Annotated in this window: 18 protein-coding genes; 9 read left to right on the top strand and 9 right to left on the bottom strand. The window is 74.7% G+C overall.

What is annotated here, in order from left to right; genetic code table 11:
- The first annotated feature begins 2 nt into the window (after positions 1-2).
- From GA0070622_RS10780 to GA0070622_RS10770, 3 genes are all read left to right on the top strand, one after another.
- A complete protein-coding gene (locus GA0070622_RS10780) occupies positions 3-1,013 on the top strand; it encodes an aldo/keto reductase (protein WP_091573175.1) in 1,011 nt (336 codons plus the stop codon).
- Complete coding sequence (locus GA0070622_RS10775) at positions 1,010-1,546, top strand: DinB family protein (RefSeq protein ID WP_245666176.1); 537 nt, start codon at positions 1,010-1,012, stop codon at positions 1,544-1,546. The genes GA0070622_RS10780 and GA0070622_RS10775 overlap by 4 nt, the downstream gene beginning before the upstream one ends.
- A gap of 84 nt (positions 1,547-1,630) precedes the next feature.
- On the top strand, positions 1,631-2,530 hold the full coding sequence (locus GA0070622_RS10770) for a TIGR01777 family oxidoreductase (RefSeq protein ID WP_091573174.1): 900 nt from the start codon (positions 1,631-1,633) through the stop codon (positions 2,528-2,530).
- A gap of 28 nt (positions 2,531-2,558) precedes the next feature.
- On the opposite strand, the gene GA0070622_RS10765 is transcribed toward GA0070622_RS10770, so the two are convergent.
- Positions 2,559-3,785 (bottom strand): extracellular catalytic domain type 1 short-chain-length polyhydroxyalkanoate depolymerase, encoded by a 1,227-nt coding sequence (locus tag GA0070622_RS10765; protein WP_091573173.1) that lies wholly within the window; start codon positions 3,783-3,785, stop codon positions 2,559-2,561.
- A gap of 146 nt (positions 3,786-3,931) precedes the next feature.
- Between GA0070622_RS10765 and GA0070622_RS10760 the strand changes: the two genes are divergently transcribed.
- On the top strand, positions 3,932-5,749 hold the full coding sequence (locus GA0070622_RS10760) for a DUF6311 domain-containing protein (RefSeq protein ID WP_176710442.1): 1,818 nt from the start codon (positions 3,932-3,934) through the stop codon (positions 5,747-5,749).
- 52 nt (positions 5,750-5,801) lie between these two features.
- Positions 5,802-6,443: a lipoyl(octanoyl) transferase LipB gene (gene lipB / locus GA0070622_RS10755; protein WP_091573171.1), complete on the top strand. Its 642-nt coding sequence runs from the start codon at positions 5,802-5,804 to the stop codon at positions 6,441-6,443.
- 329 nt (positions 6,444-6,772) lie between these two features.
- Here the strand turns inward: lipB and aspS are convergent, their stop codons facing one another.
- Positions 6,773-8,059 carry an aspartate--tRNA(Asn) ligase gene (gene aspS, locus GA0070622_RS10750; RefSeq protein WP_091573170.1) on the bottom strand — a complete coding sequence of 429 codons (1,287 nt, stop codon included), beginning with the start codon at positions 8,057-8,059 and terminating at the stop codon, positions 6,773-6,775.
- 355 nt (positions 8,060-8,414) lie between these two features.
- Between aspS and lipA the strand changes: the two genes are divergently transcribed.
- On the top strand, positions 8,415-9,461 hold the full coding sequence (lipA, locus tag GA0070622_RS10745) for a lipoyl synthase (RefSeq protein ID WP_176558920.1): 1,047 nt from the start codon (positions 8,415-8,417) through the stop codon (positions 9,459-9,461).
- Between the two features lie 36 nt (positions 9,462-9,497).
- On the opposite strand, the gene GA0070622_RS10740 is transcribed toward lipA, so the two are convergent.
- The gene (locus GA0070622_RS10740; RefSeq protein WP_245666175.1) at positions 9,498-12,419 is read right to left on the bottom strand and encodes a helix-turn-helix transcriptional regulator; all 2,922 of its coding nucleotides are present in this window, start codon (positions 12,417-12,419) and stop codon (positions 9,498-9,500) included.
- Between the two features lie 170 nt (positions 12,420-12,589).
- Complete coding sequence (locus GA0070622_RS32495; protein ID WP_176558921.1) at positions 12,590-12,760, bottom strand: hypothetical protein; 171 nt, start codon at positions 12,758-12,760, stop codon at positions 12,590-12,592.
- A gap of 216 nt (positions 12,761-12,976) precedes the next feature.
- Between GA0070622_RS32495 and GA0070622_RS10735 the strand changes: the two genes are divergently transcribed.
- Complete coding sequence (locus GA0070622_RS10735) at positions 12,977-13,666, top strand: DUF4191 domain-containing protein (RefSeq protein ID WP_091573168.1); 690 nt, start codon at positions 12,977-12,979, stop codon at positions 13,664-13,666.
- A 62-nt stretch (positions 13,667-13,728) separates the two neighbouring features.
- On the opposite strand, the gene GA0070622_RS10730 is transcribed toward GA0070622_RS10735, so the two are convergent.
- Positions 13,729-14,127 (bottom strand): RDD family protein, encoded by a 399-nt coding sequence (locus GA0070622_RS10730; RefSeq protein ID WP_091573167.1) that lies wholly within the window; start codon positions 14,125-14,127, stop codon positions 13,729-13,731.
- 192 nt (positions 14,128-14,319) lie between these two features.
- Here GA0070622_RS10730 and glnA point away from each other — a divergent pair, with 192 nt between their 5' ends.
- Positions 14,320-15,744 (top strand): type I glutamate--ammonia ligase, encoded by a 1,425-nt coding sequence (glnA, locus tag GA0070622_RS10725; RefSeq protein ID WP_091573166.1) that lies wholly within the window; start codon positions 14,320-14,322, stop codon positions 15,742-15,744.
- Between the two features lie 73 nt (positions 15,745-15,817).
- On the opposite strand, the gene mptB (GA0070622_RS10720) is transcribed toward glnA, so the two are convergent.
- Together mptB (GA0070622_RS10720) and mptB (GA0070622_RS10715) are read right to left on the bottom strand one after the other, a co-directional pair.
- Positions 15,818-17,311 carry a polyprenol phosphomannose-dependent alpha 1,6 mannosyltransferase MptB gene (mptB, locus tag GA0070622_RS10720; RefSeq protein WP_091573165.1) on the bottom strand — a complete coding sequence of 498 codons (1,494 nt, stop codon included), beginning with the start codon at positions 17,309-17,311 and terminating at the stop codon, positions 15,818-15,820.
- Between the two features lie 11 nt (positions 17,312-17,322).
- Complete coding sequence (gene mptB / locus GA0070622_RS10715) at positions 17,323-18,873, bottom strand: polyprenol phosphomannose-dependent alpha 1,6 mannosyltransferase MptB (RefSeq protein ID WP_176710541.1); 1,551 nt, start codon at positions 18,871-18,873, stop codon at positions 17,323-17,325.
- Here mptB (GA0070622_RS10715) and GA0070622_RS10710 point away from each other — a divergent pair.
- Positions 18,772-20,409: a hypothetical protein gene (locus GA0070622_RS10710; RefSeq protein ID WP_091572903.1), complete on the top strand. Its 1,638-nt coding sequence runs from the start codon at positions 18,772-18,774 to the stop codon at positions 20,407-20,409. The two genes, mptB (GA0070622_RS10715) and GA0070622_RS10710, sit on opposite strands and share 102 nt — an antisense overlap.
- A gap of 9 nt (positions 20,410-20,418) precedes the next feature.
- Here GA0070622_RS10710 and GA0070622_RS33035 read toward each other — a convergent pair whose 3' ends face one another.
- Together GA0070622_RS33035 and GA0070622_RS10700 are read right to left on the bottom strand one after the other, a co-directional pair.
- Positions 20,419-21,111, bottom strand: a complete 693-nt coding sequence (locus GA0070622_RS33035) for a DUF6069 family protein (protein WP_091572899.1) — start codon at positions 21,109-21,111, stop codon at positions 20,419-20,421.
- Positions 21,112-21,116: 5 nt separating this feature from the next.
- The gene (locus GA0070622_RS10700; protein WP_091572895.1) at positions 21,117-22,100 is read right to left on the bottom strand and encodes an RNA polymerase subunit sigma-70; all 984 of its coding nucleotides are present in this window, start codon (positions 22,098-22,100) and stop codon (positions 21,117-21,119) included.
- Positions 22,101-22,133 lie beyond the last annotated feature (33 nt).

Below are 22,133 nucleotides of genomic sequence, written 5' to 3'. Positions count from 1 at the left end.
CCATGACGACGACACGACGACTCGGGCGCAGCGGCATCGAGGTCAGCGCCATCGGCATGGGCTGCTGGGCGATCGGCGGCCCGCTCTGGGCCGGCGCCCAGCCGCTGGGCTGGGGCGAGGTGGACGACGACGAGTCGGTCCGCACCGTCCACCGGGCCCTGGACCTCGGCGCGACCCTCTTCGACACCTCCTGCAACTACGGGGCCGGGCACAGCGAACGGGTGCTCGGCCGGGCGCTCGCCGGTCGCCGGGACCAGGCGGTGATCGCCACCAAGTTCGGCTACCTCACCGACGAGGCGACCCGGCAGGCCACCGGCGAGGACGCCGGCCCCGCGAACGCGCGACGCAGCCTGGAGGGGTCGCTGCGCCGCCTCGGCACCGACCACGTGGACCTCTACCAGCTCCACCTCAACGGCCTGCCGGTGCCACGCGCGCTGGACCTGGTCGACACCCTGGAGGCGCTGGTCGACGAGGGGAAGATCCGGGCGTACGGCTGGAGCACCGACGACCCGGCGTCGGCGCGGGCGTTCGCGGCGGCCGGGCCGCGCTGCGCGGCGATCCAGCACGACCAGTCGGTGCTGCGGGACAACGCCGCGATGCTCGCGGTCTGCGAGGAGTTCGACCTGGCCAGCCTCAACCGGGGCCCGCTGGCGATGGGCCTGCTCACCGCGAAGTACCAGGGCGCCCCGGCCGCCCGGGGCGGCGACGACGTGCGCGGGTCGGCTCCCGAGTGGCTGGACTGGTTCAGCGAGGGGGTGCCACGCGCCGAGTGGGCCGAGCGGGTGGCCCGGGTCCGCGAGGCGCTCACCGCCGACGGCCGCACGCTGGCCCAGGGCGCGCTGGGCTGGCTGCTCGCCCGCAGCGCGCGCACGCTGCCCATCCCCGGCTGCCGGACGGTGGGCCAGGCCGAGGAGAACATCGGCGCGCTGGCGTGCGGGCCGCTGCCGGAGACGGCGTACGCCGAGGTGGAGCGCCTCCTGGCCGACCTGCGCACGGCTACGGCGGCGGCGTGAGCGCCGTGACGCCCGGAGACGCCGGGTCCGACCGCCGCTTCGCGCTGCCGCCGAGCGCGGACGAGCGCACGCTGCTCGACACGTTCCTCGACTTCCAGCGCGACGCCCTGGTCCGCAAGTGCGCCGACCTGTCCGACGAGCAGTTGCGGTCACGTCCGGTGCCGTCCACCCGCCTGTCCCTGCTCGGCCTGGTCCGGCACCTCGCGACCGTCGAACGCTGGTACTTCCAGGGCGTGGTCGCGGACGCGCCCTGGCCCGGCGACCTGTTCGACCTGACCGACGACTTCGACGCGCCGTTCCACGACGTCGCCGACGCCACCGGCCCGGGCAGCTTCGCGATCTGGCGGGAACAGGTGGCGACCTCCCGCCGGATCGCCGCCGCCCTCCCCCTCGACGCGGTCGGGCGCACGCCGGGGACCGGGGCCGAACGATCGCTGCGCTGGGTGCTCCTGCACATGATCGACGAGTACGCCCGGCACCTCGGTCAGGCCGACATCCTGCGCGAGGCCGTCGACGGCCGCACGGGCGAGTGAGACGACTCCGCAACACGGGGGCGTGACGAGTGAGTGATTTCGCTCAACGCATCCGGATCGCGCTCCGTACTCGAAGATATGAGCATGCGGATCCTCATGGCCGGCGTCTCCGGCTTCCTCGGCACCCGACTGGTCGACCGGCTCGCCGCGGACGGCCACCAGGTCACCCGCCTGGTCCGCCGCGCGCCGCGCACCCCCGACGAGCGGCAGTGGAATCCGTCCGCCGCGCAGCTCGACCCGCAGCTGGTCGCCGACGCCGACGCGGTGGTCAACCTGGCCGGCGCCGGGGTGGGCGACAAGCGCTGGAACGACGACTACAAGAAGCTGATCCGGACCAGCCGGGTGGACAGCACCACCACGCTGGCCATCACGATCGCCGGGCTGCCCGCGACGGACCGGCCGGCGGCGCTGCTGAACTCCTCCGCCGTCGGCTGGTACGGCAACACCGGCGACCGGACCGTCGAGGAGGACGCGCCGGCCGGCGAGGGGTTCCTGGCCGACGTCTGCCGGGTCTGGGAGGCCGCGACCCGACCGGCCGAGGACGCCGGGGTACGGGTGGTGCGGCTGCGTACCGGGCTGCCGCTGCACCGCGACGGCGGTCTGCTCAAGCCGCAGCTGCTGCCGTTCCGGCTGGGTGTCGGCGGCAAGCTGGGCAACGGCCGGCAGTGGCTGCCATGGATCTCGATGCGTGACTGGCTGGACGCCGCGGTGTTCCTGCTGGCCCGCGACGACGTGGCCGGCCCGGTCAACGTGGTCGGCCCGGCGCCGGTCACCAACGCCGAATTCACCCGGGAGCTGGCCCGTCAGCTGCACCGACCGGCGATCATGCCGATCCCGGCGCTGGCGCTGAAGGTGGCGCTGGGCGGCTTCGCGCACGAGGCGCTCACCAGCACCCGGGTGCTGCCGGGGGTGCTCGGCAGGGCCGGTTTCACCTGGACCCACCCGGAGCTGGCGGGCGCGCTGCACGCCGCCCTCACCGAGTGACCCGGCGAGGGCGGCGCGGTGCGGGCGGTCAGCAGCCGATGACCCAGTAGCTGGGGCCGGTCTGCTTCAGCACGGTGGTGTAGAAGGTGTTGTAGAGGCCCATCCGCTGGCCGCTGCCGAGCGCGTAGGCGTACCCGCCGGACTGGTAGGCCCGGCCGGCCACGACGTGCGCGTAGTTGCTGGCGGTGACGCAGACCGGCGACGTGGTGGGCGTCGGCGAGGGCGACGAGGTCGGGGTGGGCGAGGCGGTCGCCGTCGGGGTCGGGCTCGGCGTGGTGCCGCCGCCCAGGCCGAAGAAGAGCGCGTCCCGGTAGGTCGAGCAGATGGTGTCCAGGAAGTACGCCCCGGCGGTGCCGCACTGGTCGGCGGCCGAGCCCGGGTCGACCGGGGTGCCGTGGCCCATGCCGGAGACGCGGTAGACGCGCACCTGGTCGTTGCCGTAGACCTCCAGGCTGGTGCCGCCCGGCAGCGACGAGGTGCTGGTCGGGGTCTGCGACACGCCCAGCACGTTGGTCCACTGGTCCCGCGACTCGGTCGCGTTCGCCACGTTGACCGTGTAGTCGCTGGTGCCGTGCCAGACCGCCACCCGGGGCCGCTTGCCAGAGTAGCCGGAGTACGCGTTGCGGACCAGGTCGCCCCACTGCGCCGGGGTCTTGTCCACGCCCGGGTTCATGCAGCTGAAGGCGCTGGTCGTGCTGGTGGCACAGCGGTACGGGATGCCGGCGATCACCGAGCCGGCGGCGAACACGTCGGGGTAGGTGGCGAGCATGACGGAACTCATCGCGCCGCCGGCGGACAGGCCGCTGACGAAGACCCGGCCGGCGTCGGTGCCGTAGTTCGTCTTCGCGTAGTCGACCATCTGCTTGATCGACAGCGCCTCACCCTGGCCTCGGGCGGTGTCGCCGGTCTCGAACCAGTTGAAGCAGGAGTTGGCGTTGTTGCCGGACGGCTGCTGCGGCACGATCAGCGCGAACTTCCACTGGTCGGCGTACTTCTGCCAGCCGGAGTTGGTGAAGTACGTCGAGGCGTTCTGGGTGCAGCCGTGCAGCAGCACCACGGCCGGCGCGTTGGCCGGCAGGCCGTCCGGCCGGTAGGCGTACATGGCCAGGTTGCCGGGGTTGGAGCCGAACCCGCTGACCTGGGTCAGCGAGGCGGCCTGCGCGGGCAGGGCGGAGACCAGGACGGCGGCCGCGGCCAGCACGACCCCGGCCGCCGCCCCGGCGAGGCGGGTGATGAGGGATGAGGAGCGGGACACGGGGACCTCCCGATCATGGAATGTGAACTGAGTCACTCTCCGAGTTGCCGCGACGTTACGTCCGTGTTTCATCGACAGGAATGGTTGCCGGTCACACATTCACCGTCCGGGCGGTGTGCCCAGGTCCGATTGGTAACGTCCGCTGCGTGCCGTTCTCCCCGTCCCCGGTCACCGGCCCGTCGCCGGCCACCGCCGCTCGCGACCGGCGCGCCGACCTGCTGGTGACGCTGGCCGCGGTGGCCCTGGCGCTCTGGGTCACCAGCGGCATGTGGCGGGACCCGAACAGCCGCACGATCACCGTCAACTCCAGCGACCAGGCGCTGTTCGAGTGGCTGCTGGCGTTCGGCGGGCACGCGTTGACCCACGGCGAGAACCCGCTCTTCACCCACCTGATCAACGTCCCGGACGGCGTGAACCTCGCGGTCAACACCTCGATCACCGTGTACGCGGCGGTCTTCGCGCCGCTGACGTACCTGGTCGGGCCGCCTGCGACGTTCCTGGTGATCCTCACGCTCAACCTGGCCGCCACGGCGGTGGCCTGGTACTGGCTGCTCAGCCGGCACCTCGTGGCCAGCCGGCTGGCCGCCGGGGTGGGCGCGCTGTTCATCGCCTACTGCCCGGCGATGGTGTCGCACGCCAACGCGCACCTGAACTGGACCGCGGGCTGGCTGGTGCCGCTGCTGGTCTGGGGCGTGTTCCGGCTGCGGCGGCCGGGGCGCGCGGTCACCGGGGGGATCGTGCTGGGGCTGCTGGTGGCGGTCGCCTTCTCGATCGCCGCCGAGGGGCTGTTCTTCACCGCCCTGGCGCTCGGCGTGTTCCTGCTGGCCTGGGCGCTGGCCCCGGCGCGCCGGGCCGAGGCGCGCGCCGCGCTGCCGCGGATGGCGGCCGGGCTCGGTGTGACCGCGCTGGTGGCCGGGGCGCTGCTGGCGTACCCGCTCTGGCTGCACTTCGCCGGGCCGCAACGGTTCCACGGCACCGGCTTCGACCCGCTGGTCCACTCCGAGGACATCGCCGCCTACGGGGCGTACCCGCGCCGCTCGCTGGCCGGCTGGGCCGGGTGGGGCACCTCGCTGGCGCCCAACCCGACCGAGGAGAACTCCTTCTTCGGCGTCGCGCTGCTGCTGCTCGCGGTCGCCTGCTTCGCCCTGCTCTGGCGGCGCGCCGACCGGGCGTTCCGGGCCACGCTGGCCGCGCTCGGCGTCACCGCGGTGGTCTTCGCCGTGCTCTCCTGGGGGCCGACGGCCAAGTGGAACGGCCGGCGCACCGACCAGCTGCTGCCGTTCGGGGTGCTGGACAACCTGCCGGTGGTCAACGCGGCGCTGCCGTCGCGGCTGGCGCTGGTCGTCGCGCCGGTGATCGGCCTGCTGCTGGCGTACGCGGTCGACAGCCTGCGGGCCCGGCCGCCCCGGCGCCGGCTCGGTGGCGCGGCCTGGACGGTCGGGTTCGCCGTCGCGCTGCTGCCGTTGCTGCCCACCCCGCTGCTCACCAGCGTGCGCGAACCGGTCCCGGCGTTCATCACCACCGGCGCCTGGACGCGCTACGTCCCGCCCGACGGGGTGCTCACCCCGCTGCCGCTGACCGTCGACGTCTACCCCGACGGCCAGCGCTGGCAGGCGTACGCCCTGGCCCACCGGCAGGGCGAGTTCCGTATCCCGGCGGGCTTCTTCCTCGGCCCGGGCGGGCCGGACGGCCGGGGCCGGATCGGCCCGGTGCCGCGCACCTTCGACACGCTGATGGACCAGGCGGGCCGGACCGGCCTGGTGCCGATCGTCACCGAGGGCAGCATCCAGCAGTCGCGGGCCGACCTGCGCTACTGGGACGTGCGGGCGGTCGTGCTGGCCGACCGGGTGCACGGCGCCAAGTACGACGTCGACGAGGAGGCGCTGCGCCGCACCGCCACCGCCCTGCTGGGCCCGCCCGAGCGGGTCGAGGACGTCTGGGTGTGGCGGGTGCCGGCGGCGTGACGCGACGAGCGTCACGGGTCGGGGTCCCGGCCGGCGGGACTAGGCTGGACGGGTGAGCGTGACGACTTCCGGGCTGACCGCCGTCCGCGCCGGCCTGCTCGACTACCAGGCCGCCTGGGACGAGCAGCGCCGGCTGCACGAGGCCGTGGTGGCGGGCGAGCAGGGCGACACCGTGCTGCTGCTGGAGCACCCCAGCGTCTACACCGCCGGCAAGCGGACCGAGCCGTGGGACCGGCCGGTGGACGGCACCCCGGTGGTGGACGTGGACCGCGGCGGCAAGATCACCTGGCACGGTCCGGGGCAGCTCGTCGGCTACCCGATCGTCCGGCTGCCCGACCCGGTCGACGTGGTGGCCTACGTGCGACGCACCGAGCAGCTGCTGATCGACGTCTGCGCCGAGTTCGGGCTGACCGCCGGCCGGGTCGAGGGGCGCAGCGGCGTGTGGGTGCCGGAGGACGACCGGGGCCCGGCCCGCAAGGTGGCGGCCATCGGCATCCGGGTGGCCCGCGGCGTCACGCTGCACGGCTTCTCCGTCAACTGCGACTGCGACCTGGGCTTCTTCGACCGGATCGTGCCGTGCGGCATCCGCGACGCCGGGGTCACCTCGCTCACCGCCGAACTGGGCCGGGCGGTCACCGTGGCCGACGTGCTCCCGGTGGTCGAGCGGCACCTGCCCACCCTCACCCGGGTCTGACCGGGTACGGCTCCCGGCCGCCGTCGGTCGATGCCCGTCATCCCGTCGCGCGAGCATCCCGCGCCGGGCGTGTCGCCGTCGGCACGACAATGCCCCCGGGTGCGATATACCGCTGAGTCATAAGTATGACCAGGCGGTATATCGCGCGGGGCGTGCAAGGTCGTGATCGGCCAGGCGACCGAACCCACACCCCCGGCGCCCGTGGCCCTGGGCGCAGGCCACGCCGCTGCGCGCGATGACGTTTGCGCTCACCCCGTTCCTGTGCCCTGCCGCTTCCCGGGCGGCGCGCCGGCGAACGGTCCGGATCAGGACCGTCCGTCGGCGCGGGGTCAGGGTGTGAGGCGGTGCAGGTCGCGCGGGAAGGCCGTCACCTCGCGGACGTTCGCCGCGCCGGTGAGCCGGGCGACGAACCGTTCCAGCCCGATCGCGAAGCCGCCGTGCGGCGGCATCCCGTGCCGGAACGCGTCCACGTAGCCGGCGTAGGGCTCCACCGGCTCGCCCCGGGCCGTCAACGCGGCCAGGTAGTCGGCGTGCCGGTGCAGCCGCTGCCCGCCGGTGACCAGCTCCATGCCGCGGAACAGCAGGTCGAAACCGTTCGAGTACGCCGGTCGGGCCGGGTCCGGATGGGTGTAGAAGGGCCGCTTCGCCATCGGGTAGCCGGTGACGAACAGGAAGTCGCTGCCGTGCTCGGCGCGGGCCCACTCCCCCAGCGCCCGCTCGTGGGCGGGGGCCAGGTCGGGTTCGTCGGCCGGGGCGCCGGCGATCGTCAGCGCGTCGGTGAAGTGCACCGCCGGGATCTCGGCGGGCACCGGCGGCACCGTCACGCCGAGCGTGTCCAGCGCGGCGCCGGCCCGGTCCGCCACGGCCGCGAGCATCCCGGCCACCGTGTCCCGCAGCACCGCCATCACGTCCCGGTGGTCGGTCACGAATCCCAGCTCGACGTCGAGCGAGGTGTACTGCGCCAGGTGGCGGACCGTGTCGTGCGGCTCGGCGCGGAACACCGGCCCCACCTCGTACACCCGCTCGAAGACGCCCACCATGAGCTGCTTGTAGAACTGCGGCGACTGGGCCAGGTAGGCGGGCCGGCCGAACCAGTCCAGCGCGAACACGTTCGCGCCGCTCTCGGTGGACGAGCCGACCACCTTCGGCGTGTGCACCTCGACGAAGCGCCGCGCGTCGAGGGTCGCCCGGAATCCGGACACGGCAGCGGCCGAGATCCGCAGCGCGGCGGACCGGGTGGGGTGCCGCAGCGCGGTCGGCGCGTGGTCGAGCTGGGTGGGCAGGCTCGCGGTCAGCACCGGCCGGTAGAGGTCGAACGGGGGCGGGACGGCGGGCGGGCCGAGTGGTCGTACCTCGGGCTCGACGACCTCGACCCCGGCGGGGGCGGTCGGGTTCGCGACCACCGTGCCGACCACCTCGACCACGGTCTCCTCGGGCAGCGCCTCGACCTGCGCGCGCACGGCGGGCGCGGCGACCACCACCTGGGCGAGCCCGGCGGCGTCCCGGACGATCAGGAAGGCCACCGACTTGAGCAGCCGGCGGCGGTGGACCCACCCGGCGAGCCGGACGGTGGCGCCGACGTGGGTGGGAAGTTGGGCGGACAGGATGCGTTGCACGGCGGTTACCTCCTCGGTCAATCGCAACGCGATCCCCAGGGAGGTGTGGGCGAGCGGGAACCTCGCGGTGCCACCACACCTTCGCCCCCGCCGCGGCGGGAGCCTCGTTCGTCGCCTTTTCACCGGGGCCGGCCGGGCGGGTTCTACTGGGCGCGGACGCCGTTCCTCCCGCAGCTCGGGAGGGTCTTCGCGGGCCGGCGCCAGACCGCCTCGCAGCAACCGGCGGCTCTCTGGGCTGGCGGGTCGGTCCGCTACTCGGCTCCGTCGCAGCTCTGCCCGGCACGCTAGCACCACGATCGCCGGAATGTGACGGGGTTTTTTGACCGCTCGTGTCCGGTGTCACAACGTTTCCGGGGTGACGGCCGTCGCCCGACGTTCATCGACCGCCGCCGACCGGCGTAGGCTCGATTTCGTGACGATCGAGCAAAACGCGCCGACGACTGAGCAGCCAGCGCGCACCGCGACCGCCGCCCCGGAGGGGCGGCGCCTGCTGCGGATCGAAGCGCGCAACGCCGAGACGCCGATCGAGCGCAAACCGCCGTGGATCAAGGTCAAGGCCAAGATGGGGCCGGAGTACACCCAGCTGCGCGGGCTCGTCTCGCGCGAAGGGCTGCACACGGTCTGCCAGGAGGCCGGGTGCCCCAACATCTACGAGTGTTGGGAGGACCGGGAGGCCACCTTCCTCATCGGCGGCGACCAGTGCACCCGGCGCTGTGACTTCTGCCAGATCGACACCGGCAAGCCGGCCGAGTTCGACGCCGACGAGCCGCGCCGGGTCGCCGAGTCCGTCGCCGCGATGGGCCTGCGCTACGCGACCATCACCGGCGTGGCCCGTGACGACCTGCCCGACGGCGGCGCCTGGCTCTACGCCGAGACGGTCCGACAGATCCATGCCCTCCAGTCCGGCTGCGGCGTCGAGCTGCTGATCCCCGACTTCAACGCGGTGCCCGAGCAGCTCGCCGAGGTCTTCGGCTCGCGCCCGGAGGTGCTCGCGCACAACGTCGAGACGGTGCCGCGCATCTTCAAGCGGATCCGCCCGGCGTTCCGCTACGAGCGCTCGCTCGACGTGATCCGGCAGGCCCGGGCCGACGGCCTGGTCACCAAGAGCAACCTCATCCTCGGCATGGGCGAGGAGCGCGCCGAGATCTCCCAGGCGCTGCGCGACCTGCACGAGGCCGGCTGCGAGCTGATCACCATCACGCAGTACCTGCGCCCCTCCCCCCGGCACCACCCGGTCACCCGTTGGGTCAAGCCGGAGGAGTTCGTCGAGCTGCGCGAGGAGGCCGAGGAGATCGGCTTCGCCGGCGTGATGAGCGGGCCGCTGGTCCGCTCGTCGTACCGGGCCGGGCGGCTCTACCAGCAGGCGCTCGCCGCCCGCCAGGAGGTCGTCACCACCCGCTGACGGATCGTCCTCCGCGCCGCCGGTCGGCGCGGAGGACTACCGGGCCCGGCGCTGTGTCGGTGCGGGCGGCGGCGGGTCGAGCAGACCCAGCCGGTGGGCCAGCGCCGCGGCCTCCACCCGGTTGGTCACGTCCAGCTTCGCGATGATCCGGGAGACGTGCACGCTGGCCGTCTTCGGCGAGATGAAGAGCCGCTCGGCGATCCGGCTGTTGCTGTGCCCCTCGGCGACCAGCCGCAGCACCTCCCGCTCCCGGCTGGTCAACAGGTCCGGCCCCGGCCGGCCGGTGCCGCGCAGCCCGACCCGGCGCGCCAGCGTGGCCACCTGCTCCCCCAGCGGGGTGGCGCCCAGGCGGTCGGCCACCTCGGCCGCCTCCCGGACGGCGGCGGCCACCTCGTCCCGCTCGCCGGCCGCCGCGGCGGCCTCGGCCAGCCCGAGCAGCGCCCGAGCCAACGGGTACGGCTGCCCGGTCTCCCGCCACTGCGCCACCGCCGACCGCCACGCGCCCAGTGCCTCACCGCCGGCGCCGGGGCCGGTCAGAATCGCGGCGACCTGCGCGCGGTGGGCGCGCTCGGCCGGGTGCCGTACGGGCAGCACGGCGGCCAGCGCGGAGACCTCACCGGCCAGTGCCGCGTCGCCGGCCAACACGGCGGCGCGGGCCGCCACGTGGAGCACCGGCCACCCCTCCCGGGGCCGGTCGGCCAGGTGCGCGTCGGCGAGGGCGGCGCAGGCCGCGCGTACCGCCTCCACCTTGTCGTCGGCCGCCAGGGCCGCCTCCACGCGCAGCTCGTGCAGCGGCAGGCGGTGGTTCGGCCAGAGATAGGGCCGACCCAGGAACGCCAGCGCCCGCCCGACCAGTTCGTCGGCCGCGGGATGCGCCCGAGCCAGCCGGAGCCCGGCTCGCAGTTGCAGCCAGTGCAGGCCGGATACCCCCGGCGGATCGATCCGGGCCGCCTCCGCGCAGGTGTCGTCGGCCTCGTCCCACCGCCCCAGCGCGATCAGCGCCTCGGCCCGGTTGGACAGCAGGTAGGCGCCGATCGAACGGCTGATCCCGACCCGGCGCGCCTCGCTCACCCCGGCCGCCGCGGCCTCCTCGGACTCGGCGTACCGGCCCAGCTCGTAGAGCACGTCGGAGAGGAAGACCAGGGCACTGACCAGCGCCCGTGAGTCGCCGGCGGCCCGAGCCCGCGCCTCCACCCGGCGCAGCTCGGCCAGCCCGAGATCCGGGGTGTCCTCGGTGCGGTGCAGCACCGCGATCCGGGTGGGCAGCAGCGCCAGGTCGATGCTGCCGATCTCGGCCGCGCCGGCCATCGCCTCGGCGGCCACCGAGGCGGCCTCCCCCGGGTCGACCTTCATCAGGTGCGCCGCGATGTCGGCCAGCACGCCGAGCCGGTCCGCGCCGCCCGGCGCGCCGGCCGCCAGCCGGTACGCCTCACGCAGCTCGGCGGCGCCGTCGCTCTTGCCGAGCAGGGCGAGCAGCCGGCCCCGCTGGTCGAGCAGGGCGGCGGCCCGCAGCGGCTCGGCGGTGGAGTCGACCTCGGCCAGCGCGGCCCGGGTGAGGGTGAGCGCCCGGCCGAGGTCACCCGCGGTGACGGCGGCGGTGAGCGTCTCCTCCAGCACCCGCAGGTGGTCCATGCCGAGACGGTCCGCGGCGTCGGGGACCAGCTCCCACAGTTCGAGGACGCGCTCCAGCAGCCGGCTCTGCTCGGCGTACGCGTATCGCTCGGCCGCCGCCGCGGCGGCGACCCGGGCCGCGGTGAGGGCGCGGGGGTGGTCGTGTGCGGCGTACCAGTGGTGGGCGATCTCGGCCGGGGCGCGACCGGCGGCCACCAGGTGCGGCTGCGCCTCGATCGCGGCGGCGTAGCGGGCGTGCAGCCGGGCGTGCTCGCCGGGGAGCAGGTCGTCGTGCACCGCCTCGCGGACCAGCGCGTGCCGGAACTCGTAGTCCCCGTCCGGGTCGGCGACCACGAGCTGACCGGCGACGGCGGCGCGCAACGCGTCCTCCAGCTCGGCCTCGGGCAGCCCGGCCACCTCGGCGAGAAGTTGATGGGCGAAGCGGGTGCCGCCGGCGGCGGCGATCCGCAGCACCCGCTGGGCCGGCTCGGTCAGCCGGTCGACGCGGGCCAGCAGCAGGTCCCGCAGCGTCTCCGGGATGGTGGCGCAGCCGATGGGCCCGCCGGCGGCGGCCAGCTCCTCGATGAAGAACGGGTTGCCCTGGGTGCGGTCGTGCACGTCGTCGACGGCGCGGGCGGCCGGCTCCGCGCCGAGCAGGTCGGCGAGCACGGCGGCGGTGCCGTCGTGGTCGAGCCGGCCCAGCTCGATCCGGTCCACGCCCCGGACCCGGTCCAGCTCGGCGAGGAAGGGCCGCAGCGGGTGGCCGCGGTGCAGCTCGTCGGTGCGGTAGGTGCAGACGACCAGCAGGCGGGTGGCGCGGGCGGCGCGCACCAGAAACCCGATCAGGTCACGGGTGGACCGGTCGGCCCAGTGCAGGTCCTCGATCACCAGCACCAGCGGGCGTTCCTCGGCGATCCGCCGGAACAGGTCGGCGACCAGGTCGAACAGGTAGCCGCGCGGGGTGTCGGCGAGGGCCGGCCCGGCGGGCGCGGCGGCGCCGGCCGGCATCCGGGCCAGCTCCGGCAGCAGCCGGGCGAACTCCGCCTCGTAGCCGGCGAAGACCGTCGGGCCGTCGTGCCGCAGCACGTCGCGCAGCGCGGCCGCGAACGGGGCGAAGGGCAGGCCGGCCTCGCCCAGTTCGAGGCAGTGGCCGACCAGCAGCCGCGCTCCGGCTGCGGCGACGTGGGCGCCGAACTCCTCGATCAGTCGGGTCTTGCCGACGCCGGCCTCCCCGCCGACCAGCACCGTGGTCGGGTCGCCGCCGCGGGCCCGGGCCAGCGCCTCGCGCAGCACGGCCAGCTCGGGCTGCCGGCCGACGAGCACGGTGCTGGCGGCGCGTACGGTCACGCCGTCGAGCATGCCATGGCGGTCCGACGGCGTGACCGGTCCAGCCGGCGTCGCCGGTCCGGCCGCCCCCGTGGCGGCCGGACCGGCGACGGCCGGGCCCGTGGTCTCCGGCCTCCGCGCCGATCCGGTGACGACCGGTTCGATGCCGGCGCCGGCGACCGGCGGGGCGGTCACCGGCGGGCGTCGGTGGTGCGGGCGGTGTGCTGGCGCCGGCTCAGCCACCCGTGCGCGTGCCGGCGGGGCAGCGACCGGGCGAGCCGGTCGAGGGCCGCGTCGGCCTGCAGCTCGGAGGCGTGGCTGCGGTGGATGCTGAGCAGAAATTCCGCGTCGTTGCCGAACATCGTCGATCTCCCTGTCGTGCGGTGTGTCGTCCCTGTCGACATCGACTTTCCGCGCGAAGGTGCCCCCGGGGCATGGGTACGGTGCCTGATCTTCGCCCGCCCCACCTCCTTACCCAGGGACCGGAAAGGGCCGGCGCGGCCGTAAGGTACTCAGCCCGCGCCGGAAGGGGCGGCCACGGATCAACGGGCCGGGCGCCGACCACTAGACTCTGCGGCATGGCAAAGCCCCAGGAGAAGGTCTCGTTCGGCCAGCGGCTGAAGCAGATCGGGATGGTGTTCCGGTTCACCGCCAAGCAGGACAAGTGGTTCGCGCCGCTGACGGCGGCGGCGGTGCTGATCCCGCTCGCGCTCACCGTGGTCGCGGTGCTCGCCTGGGGCTGGCTCTGGCTGCCGATCGGCATCCTGCTCACCCTGCTCGCCGTGCTGATCGTGCTCAACCTGCGGTCCAACAAGGCGATGATGAACGCCGCCGAGGGGCAGCCCGGCGCGGCGGCGCAGATCATGGAGAGCATGCGCGGCGACTGGCGGGTCACCCCGGCGGTCAGCTCCACCACCCAGATGGACATGGTGCACCTGGTGGTGGGCCGGCCCGGCGTGATCCTGCTGGCCGAGGGAAACCCGCAGCGCGTCCGGGGCCTGCTCGGCCAGGAGAAGCGCCGGCTGGCCAAGGTGATCGGCAGCGCCCCGCTGCACGACTACGTGATCGGTCAGGGTGACGGTGAGCTGCCGGTCCGCAAGCTGCGGATGACGCTGATGCGGCTGCCCCGCAGCCTCTCCCCCAAGGACGTCAACGCCCTCGACAAGCGCCTCAAGGCGCTGACCGCGCGGCCGCAGATGCCCAAGGGCGCGGTCCCGAAGAACATGCGGCCGCCGCGCGGCGCGTTCCGGCAGACCCGGGGTCGCTGACCTCCGACGTACGCGGAAAAGGAGCCGGTCCCCCACGGGGGCCGGCTCCTTTTCGGTGCGGGTCAGCGGCGGGGCGCGTCGGTGACGACCGATCCGGTGAGGCGGTCGTGCAGGCCGCGCCGGTGCTCGTCCATGATCAGGGCCGGCACGACGAGGGCCAGCAGGAGGCCGCGCAGCAGCGCCCGGACGATCCCGATCCGGCCGCCGTCGGCCCAGGCCACGCAGCGGACCCGGGTCAGGAACATGCCCGGGGTCTGGGCGAACAGGCCGAGGAAGAAGCCGTACTCCAGGACCAGTACCAGGACCGGTGACCAGCCGTCGCGGGTCGGGTGGGCGAAGGTGCCGGCGACCAGCAGGCACAGGATCCAGTCGATGAGCAGCGCGCCGAAGCGACGGCCGAGGCTGGGCGGCGTGAAGGCGGGGTCGGTGGCGGGCGGCACCGGGGTGGCGGTATCGGTCACAGCGGCCAGGGTAGCGCCGCGTCGGCACCCACCGGGAAATCCGATGAAAACCACAAATGACCGCAAACGGGGCGGGGATGACGCTCCGCGAGCGACGTAACACGGCGGAAACAGAGGAGACACGGCCGGGCAACCGCCCGGCCATAGCGTCGCCAGGAGCCAGCCACCGGAGTGGACCTGCCAGGAGGACGTGTGTTCGCCAATCCCGAGGAACTCCTGCGATACCTCAAGAACGAGGACGTGAAGTTCGTCGACGTACGTTTCTGTGACCTGCCCGGCGTGATGCAGCACTTCAACCTGCCGGTCGAGTCCTTCGACGACAGCGTCTTCACCGACGGCCTCGCGTTCGACGGCTCGTCGATCCGCGGCTTCCAGGCCATCCACGAGTCGGACATGCTCCTGCTCCCGGACGTGGCCACCGCCTTCGTCGACCCGTTCCGGGCGCAGAAGACGGTCGCGATCAACTTCTTCATCCACGACCCGTTCACCCGGGAGGCCTACTCGCGGGACCCGCGCAACGTCGCCAAGAAGGCCGAGGCCTACCTCGCCGCCAGCGGCATCGCCGACACCGCCTACTTCGGCGCCGAGGCCGAGTTCTACATCTTCGACTCGATCCGCCACGAGACCTCCGCGCACCAGTCGTTCTACTACATCGACTCGATCGAGGGCGCCTGGAACACCGGCCGGGTCGAGGAGGGCGGCAACCGCGGCTACAAGACCGCCTACAAGGGCGGCTACTTCCCGGTCCCGCCGGTCGACCACTACGCCGACCTGCGCGACTCGATCGTGCGGCGCCTGGTCGACACCGGGTTCACCGTGGAGCGCTCGCACCACGAGGTGGGCACCGCCGGCCAGTCCGAGATCAACTACCGGTTCTCGACCCTGCTGCACGCCGCGGACCAGCTCCAGCTCTTCAAGTACATCGTGAAGAACGAGGCGTGGGCCAACGGCAAGACCGCCACGTTCATGCCCAAGCCGCTGTTCGGTGACAACGGCTCCGGCATGCACACCCACCAGAGCCTCTGGCTGAACGGCGAACCGCTGTTCTACGACGAGACCGGCTACGCCGGCCTGTCCGACACCGCCCGCTGGTACATCGGCGGCCTGCTGCACCACGCGCCCTCGCTGCTGGCGTTCACCAACCCGACCGTCAACTCCTACCGGCGCCTCGTGCCCGGCTTCGAGGCCCCGGTCAACCTGGTCTACTCCCAGCGCAACCGCTCCGCCTGCACCCGCATCCCGGTCACCGGCAGCAACCCCAAGGCCAAGCGCGTCGAGTTCCGCGTGCCGGACCCGTCGGCCAACGTCTACCTCGCCTTCTCCGCGATGATGATGGCCGGCCTGGACGGCATCAAGAGCAAGATCGAGCCGCCGGCCCCGATCGACAAGGACCTCTACGACCTCCCGCCGGAGGAGTGGGGCGACGTCAAGCAGGTGCCGGGCTCGCTGTCGGCCGTGCTCGACTCGCTGGAGGCCGACCACGACTACCTGCTCGACGGCGGTGTCTTCACGCCCGACCTGATCTCCACCTGGGTCGACTGGAAGCGGGCCAACGAGGTCGACCCGGTGCGCCTGCGCCCGACCCCGCACGAGTTCGCGATGTACTTCGACTGCTGAGCACGCTCGTCAGCACCGGCCGGGCCGGCTCCGCCTCCGCGGGGCCGGCCCGGCCTTCTGCGTGCCCCGTCGCTCAGCGGTCGACCCGACGGCGGCGCAGCCCGGCCCGGACGCCGGCCGCCAGCACGACCAGCACCAGCACGGTCATCAGCACCGCGCCGGGCGCCTTGGTGAACCGGGCCAGGTTGGTGCCGTCCGGCAGCGCGAGCACCGACGCGACCGCGCAGGGCGCCACGAACCAGACGGTCCGGGCCAGCGGCACCGCCGACACCGCGAGCAGGGCCAGCGGCCAGGTCGCGTACCAGGGGTGGAAGACCGGGGCGAGCAGTACGGTCGCGGTCAGCGCCAGCCCTGCGCCGAGCAGCGCCACCCGGGGTCGGGCCACGGTCAGCCGGGCCACCCGCTGCCGGGCGTCGTTCCACCGTCGCAGCGCCGTCCACGCCCACCACCAGAGCGCCACCAGCGACGCGACCAGCAGCGCCAATGCGACCGCCCGGGTCCCCGGCACCGCGTGCGGCCGCCGGCCGGCCGCCTCGCCGGCGTAGTCGACCACGAAACCGACGGCGGTGGGCGGTGAGGTCCACTGCTGCGAGTCGCCGCTGCGGCCCAGCCCGTCCACCCAGCCCAGGCCGAGGCCGGTGGCGAGCGAGAGCACCACGAGCGTGCCGAGCACCACGGCGGCCAGCCGACCGCCGTCGCGCAGCAGCGCCCGCCAGGTGTAGCGGCCGAGCACGGCGGCGAGCGCCGCGAACGGCAGCACCACCACGGCCATCGCCTTGACCGCGACCGCCAGGCCCAGCAGCACCCCGGCCGCGACCAGCGCGCGGGGCCTGCCCGGCCCGCGGATCAGCACCAGCAGTCCGAACAGCACCAGCCCGAGCGCCAGCGCGTCGTTGTGCGCGCCGGCCACCAGGTGCACGCCGACCAGCGGGCAGGCCAGCACCAGCCAGGCCGCCCGTCGGGTGGGTACGCCCGCCGCCCGGGCCAGGCCGGGCAGGCAGAGCGCGACCAGCAGCACCCCGGCCACCGTGGCCAGCCGGAACAGCACGATCGCCCCGACCAGGCCGCCGCCGGCGAGCACCGCCAGCCCGGCCAGCAGCACGAAGAACGGCCCGTACGGCGCGGGGGTGTCCCGCCAGATCGGCGACACCGAGTCGGTCCACGGGCAGCCGGCCGCGGCGACACCCACCCGGTAGGGGCTGACCCCGCGCGTCCAGGTCCAGCCCTGGCAGGCGTACGAGTAGACGTCCCGGCTGCCCAGCGGCGGCGCGGCCAGCAGCGGCAGGGTCCAGAGCCCGGCGGTCAGGTACGCCCAGCGGCCCGACGGGGCGCCCCAGCGCAGTGACCACCAGGCGCCCACCAGCAGCGCCGTGCCGACCAGCCAGCAGAGCAGCGTCGCCGGCCCGTGCGGGGCCTGCCAGAAATCGGAGAGCGTGGCGCGTGGCGGCGCGTCGGGCAGCGCCCCGCCGAGCCAGCCGGCGACGGTGAGCAGGGTCGCCCCGGTGAGACCGGCGTATCGGGCGACGCTGGCGGCGACCGGTCGGACCGGCGCGTCGGGCTCGCTCACCGGCACACTCCTCAGGACACGGGAACCGGCTGCCGACCCTTCCGGGCCGACCGTACCAACCGCACGACCAGCACGATCACGAACAGCGTCATCAGCGGCGCACCCGGCATCTTGGTGTACCGGGGTAAACCGGTCCCGTCGGCCAGCACCAGGAACGACGACACCACGGTGACGATCGCGAACCACCGGGTCCGCCGCGCGGTGGCGGCCAGCACCGCCAGCGGCCACAGCCAGTACCAGGGGTGGAACAGCGGGGAGAGCGCGACCGTGGCGGTCAGCGCCAGCGCCGCGTGCCAGAACGGCTCGCCCCGACGCCAGGACCGGAACCACAGCCAGACCAGCACCGCGACCAGCACCACCATGCCGATCGCCCGGGTCACCGGCAGCGCGTCCACGTGCACGCCGAACGGCGCCAGCAGGTAGCCGACGGTCTGCCCGACCGCGGTCGGCGGCGAGGTCCAGGCCACCACCAGGCCGCCCTGCTCCAGCCCGCTGATGAAGCCGAGCCCCAGCCCGGCGGCGAGCGTCGCGCCGGCCAGCGCCGCCAACGCGCCGCCGACCACCCACGCGCCGTCGCGGACCAGCGCCCGGATCCGGTACGGCCCGACGATCGCGGCCAGCGCCGCGAACGGCAGCACCACCAGCGCGGTGATCTTGACACCGGCGGCCAGGCCGAGCAGCACGCCACCGGCGAGCAGCGGACCTGGCCGGCCCGGTCGGGCCGCCACCACGGCCAGTCCGGCGACGAGCAGGCCGACCATCAGCGCGTCGTTGTGCGCGCCGGAGGCCAGGTGCACCGGCACCAGCGGGCTGGCCAACGCCAGCCAGAGCGCCCGCTCCGGCGGCACCCCGCAGCGGCGGGCCAGCACCGGCAGCGCCCAGGCGGTCAGCGCCACCCCGGCGACGGCGAGCAGCCGGAACAGCGCGACCGCGCCCCACAGCGAACCGGTGGCCTTGACCACGGCGCCGGAGAGCAGCACGAACAGCGGCCCGTACGGCGCCGGGGTGTCCCGCCAGATGAACGAGATGGTGTCCAACCAGGGGCAGGGCAGCGCGGACACGCCCTGCTCGTACGGGTTGATGCCGGCCGAGAAGCTGGTGCCCTGGCAGGCGTAGGCGTAGACGTCGCGGCTGCCCAGCGGCGGGGCGACCAGCATCGGCAGCAGCCAGAGCGCGACCGTGACCAGCACCCACCGGGCGGACGGCACCCGGTCGCGCAGCGACCACCAGGCCCACGCCAGCAGCCCGGTGCCGACCAGCCAGAGCCCGATGATGAGCGGGCCGTTGGGGCCCTGCCAGATGCTGACCGGCGTGGGACGCAGCTCGCCGTCGGGCAGGGCGCCGCCGAGGAAGGCGGCCACGGCGAGCAGCACCGAGCCCGCCAGGCCGATCCAGCGCGAGAGGTGGTGAGGCACGTCCGACATGCTGCCAGTACGGTGGTTCGCGATCAGGAGGTGGGCATGCGGGGCACTCGGGTGGTGGCGGTGTCCGCCGCGTCGGCGCTCGTCCTGGCCGTGCTCCAGCTCACTCTGCCGGTCACCGGGTCGGACCTGTCCGCGCAGGTCGCCCGCGCCGACTTCTTCGCCGCGCAGGGGTCCGCCCTGGTCGACCTGCGCTGGTACGGCGGGGTGCACCCGTGGGGTTACAGCCTCGTCTCGCCGCCGCTGATGGCGGCACTCGGGGTACGCCCCACCGGCGCGCTCGCCCTGCTCGCCTCGGCCACCGCGTTCGCGGCCCTGCTGGTCCGGCTCCGGGTGCCCCGCCCGCTGCTCGGCAGCCTGGTCGGCGTGGTCACCATCGCCGGCAACCTGGTCTCCGGCCGGGTCACCTACGCCCTCGGCGTCGCGTTCGGCCTGGCCGCGCTGCTGGCGCTCACCTTGCCCGCCGCCCCGGGCGGCCGGCCGTCGGGCGCTACCGCCGGGACTGCCGGCCCGGCCCGGTGGTCCCGCGCCGGGTGGGTCCGTGCCGCGGCCGTCGGCACCGCCGCGCTGCTCGCCTCCGCGGCCAGCCCGGTGGCCGGGCTCTTCGTCGGCCTGGCCGGCGTCGCGCTGCTGCTGACCCGCCGGTACGCCGACGGCCTGCTGCTCGCCGTGCCGGCGGCCGGCCCGCTGGCGGTGACCGGGCTGCTGTTCGGCGAGGGCGGCTGGATGAACATCAGCCGGGCGGACACGACGCACGCCGTGGTGACGAGCCTGCTGGTGGCGGCGCTGGTGGCGTACCGGCCGGTCCGGGTGGGCGCGCTGCTGTCCGGGGCGGGGGTGCTGGCGGCCGCGCTGCTGCCCACCCCGGTCGGGTTGAACGCCACCCGCCTGGTGGTGATGTTCGCGCTGCCGGTGCTGGCCGCCGCCGCGACGCTGCCGGACCGGCTCACCGCGCGGTGGCCGACCGCGCGCCGGCTCCCCCGGGCCGCCGGCCCGGTCACGCTGGCCGCCCTGCTGGCGGTGGTCTGCTGGTGGCAGCCGCCGGTGGTCACCGCCGACGTGCGCAGCGCCGGCGACCCGACGGCCGATCCGGCCTACTTCGCGCCGCTGCGCGCGGAGCTGGACCGGCGCGGGCTCACCGGGCGGGTGGAGGTGCCGCCGACGCGTAACTACTGGGAGGCCGCCCGCCTCGGCGAGGTGCCGCTGGCCCGGGGCTGGTTGCGGCAGGCCGACATCGACCGCAACCCGCTGTTCTTCACCACCGTCCCCGGCGCCTCGGGCACCGGCGTCGCGTTGACCCCCGACTCCTACCGGGCCTGGCTGGCCGACAACGCGGTGCAGTACGTGGCCGTGCCGGACGTCGAGCTGTCCTGGGTGGGGCGGCCGGAGGCGGAGCTGGTGACCGCGGGCCAGCCGTACCTGACCGAGGTCTGGTCGGACCGGCACTGGCGGCTGTACGCGGTGGCCGACCCCACCCCGCTCGTGGGCGCGCCCGGCGAGCTGGTCCGGCAGGACGGCGCCTCGGTCACCTTCCGCGCCCCCGGGCCCGGCCCGGTCCCGGTCCGGGTCCGGCACGACCGCTGGTTGACCGTCACCGGCGGCGCGACGCTCGCCGCCGACGGCGGGTGGACCGTGGTGACGGTCCCCCGCGCCGGCACGTACACGCTCGGCAGCTGAGCCGCCGGCTCACCCGGCGCGCAGGCTCCGGGTCAGCGCCGGGATCATCACCGCCGCCGCGACGAGGTGCAGCCCGACCAGCGCGGCGACGGTGGCGGCGTCCGCCCCGACCAGGAACGGCGGGACCAGCGAGATCGCGGTCAGCGTCCCGGCCGTCCACCCGAACCGCGCGGCGGGGCGGGCGCTCCACCGCAGCAGAGCGGCGGCGAGGACCACGCCGACGACCGAGAAGAAGCCGGTCACCACCGCGAACCCGCCCAGCGGGATCCGCTCGCCGCCGTCGGGGATCGCGAAGTCGACGCCGAGGGCGCGGGCGAGCGCGGCGGCGAGCGTGGTGACCACCACCGCCGCGAGCGTGGCGAGCAGGCCGGTGCCGGCGAGCCGGCGGAGGCGGTGGCCGGTCCGGCCCGCCGCCGGTCCGGCGGCCACCGCCGTGTCGTTGCCGCTGGTCATGTCGTTCCTCCAGGGTCCGCTGTCGGGGGTGTGGATGCGCACCGTCGCGGTGCGCCGGTCGGGGTTGCGCAGCGCGCGTACGCCGGTGTCGCGCAGCCAGAAGTAGGCGTCGCGGCCGAGGACCGGCCCGGGTGCGCCGTCGCGCAGCTCCAGCTGCACCCGCCCGCGGGCGACGACGGCGAACGCGTCGCGCCACTGGGCCGCGACCACGGCGACGCGCGCGCCGCCGGGCAGCGTGAGCGTCCGCACCGGGGCTACTCGGTGCCGTCGGCCGGCAGGCGCTCGGGCAGTCCGAGCCGGGGGAACTGGTCGGCGTGGAACGTCACGATCTCGGTGATCGCCCCGTCGGTGACGCGCAGGGCGTCGAGCGTCAGCGGCAGGTACGCGCCCTCCCCCTCCCGCCAGAGGTAGAAGGCGACGGCGGGCTGCCGGTTCACCGCGGTGGGGACGGCGCGTAGGCGCCCCAGCTCCGGGAAGCCGTCCGCGACCCAGTCGCCGACCACCGCGTCGCGGCCGATCTGGAGGCCCGGCGTGGGCGGCATCGAGCAGCGCACGTCGTCGCGCAGCAGCGCGGCGAGCCGGTCGACGTCCTTGGCGACGCTGGCGTCGGTGAAGCGGCGCACCAGCTCGCGGGTGCCGGCGTCCTCGTCGCCGCCGGTCCAGTCCTGCCGCTCGGCGGGCAGGTGCGCGCGCATGCCGGCGCGGGCCCGCTGCAACGCGCTGTTCACCGAGTTGACGGAGTCCCCGAGCAGCTCCGCGACGTCCCGCGCCGGCCAGCCGAGCACGTCGCGCAGGATCAGCACGGCGCGTGGGCGCGGCGCGAGGTGCTGGACCGCGACCAGGTACGCCAGCTCGATCGTCTCCCGCGCGACGGCGACCGCCTCCGGCTCGTCCGCGTCGCCGGCGGGCAGCTCGTCGAGCAGCCGGTCCGGATAGGGCTGCAACCAGGGCACCTCGCCGCCGGTCGCCGGTTGCGGGCGACGCTTGGCGAGCAGGTCCAGGCAGGTGTTGGTGGCGATCCGGTAGAGCCAGGCCCGCACCGTCGACCGTCCCGCGTAGGTCTCCCGGCGCCGCCACGCCCGCAGGAACGTCTCCTGCACGGCGTCCTCGGCGTCCTCGAACGACCCGAGCATCCGGTAGCAGTGCACGTGCAGCTCCCGCCGGTGCCGCTCGGTCAGCCCGGAGAAGACCGGTTCGTCGACCTCGCCCCACCCCGCGGGCCGCGTGTCCGCACTCATCTGGTCATCCTCACGTCTCGTCGTGTGCCGTCG

Origin of the sequence: Micromonospora sediminicola (genome assembly GCF_900089585.1) — a bacterium.
GTDB classification, from domain to species: domain Bacteria; phylum Actinomycetota; class Actinomycetes; order Mycobacteriales; family Micromonosporaceae; genus Micromonospora; species Micromonospora sediminicola.
This window is presented reverse-complemented; position numbering and strand designations above follow the sequence as displayed.